Source organism: Desulfonatronospira sp. MSAO_Bac3 (genome assembly GCF_003838035.1).
Taxonomy (GTDB): Bacteria; Desulfobacterota; Desulfovibrionia; order Desulfovibrionales; family Desulfonatronovibrionaceae; genus Desulfonatronospira; species Desulfonatronospira thiodismutans.
Window position 1 is genome coordinate 1 of sequence record NZ_QYZY01000174.1, and the last position, 1,206, is coordinate 1,206.

1 protein-coding gene is annotated in these 1,206 nt (G+C 58.8%); it reads right to left on the reverse strand.

Annotation, left to right across the window (positions count from 1 at the left end):
• Positions 1-1,199 (reverse strand): hydantoinase B/oxoprolinase family protein (locus D5S03_RS05810; protein WP_287042985.1); only part of this gene is annotated, 1,199 nt, incomplete at its 3' end.
• Positions 1,200-1,206 lie beyond the last annotated feature (7 nt).

Here is a 1,206-nt window from a genome sequence, read left to right on the forward strand (position 1 = left end):
CCGTGATGCCTGCAGGAGGCCCCCATTCCGCCGGCCAGGGTCTCGTAATAGGTAAAGGCCCTGCCCGAGCGGGGGTCCACTCCGCCTATGGTCACGTTGTTCATGGTGCCCTGGGAAGCAGCAGGAATCCTTTCCGGGATTGCCCTGGACAAGGCTCCCAGGATAACGTCCACGATGCGCTGGGAAGTCTCCACATTGCCCCCGGCCACCGCCCCCGGGTGCAGCGCATCTAAGACTGATCCCGGCCTGGTATGCACCTTAACCGGCCTCAAGCACCCGCTGTTGGCCAAGATATCCTCGTTGACCAGGCAACGAAGCACGTACAGGGCACAGGACATGGTGATGGCCCGGACCGCATTCACCGAGCCTGTGACCTGGTCCGCACTGGCGGTAAAATCCAGGCCGGCGGTGCTGCCTTGAACACTTAGTTCCAGTCTTAAAGGAATCCCGGCAGCGCCCTGCCCGTCATCGTCCAGACAATCCTCAAACCGGTAAGTACCGTCAGGAATGGAGGAAATGGTCTCCTGCATCATTCTTTCCGAGTAATCAATAAGGGCCTGGCCATAGTTGTGCACCAGTTCCGGCCCGTACCTGTCAATGATCTCTTCCAGCCTGGCGATGCCGGTAAAATTGGCCATGACCTGGGCGGAAAGGTCTCCCTCCCGCTCCCCTGGAGTGCGCACGTTTTTCAAAAGCAGCCTGAAGATTTGTTTTTCCATCCTGCCCCGGCGCATGATCTTCACCGGAGGGATAATCACGCCTTCCTGGTACAGAGAGGTTGAAAGGGGCATGGAGCCCGGGGACATGCCGCCTATATCACTGTGATGCGCCCTGTTGGCCACGAAGAAAAGAGGCCTGTCCCCCCCGGCGAACACCGGAGCCACCAGGGTTATATCCGGCAGGTGGGTTCCACCCTGGAAGGGGTCGTTCAGCATGACCATATCGCCTTGTTGAATCTCGTCCAGCTCTGTGTCCTGAACTGCCGCCTGCACGGACAGGGGCATGGACCCCAGATGCACAGGTATATGCGCGGCCTGGGCTATCATCTCCGCCTGCGGGGAAAACACCGCACAGGACAGGTCCCTGCGTTCCTTGATGTTGGAGGAAAAGGCCGTCCGGGTCAAAACCATGCCCATCTCCTCGCAGATGGAGGAGAAGCGGTTCTTGAAGACCTCCAGAAGTATGGGGTTTATGGTCATGGTAATA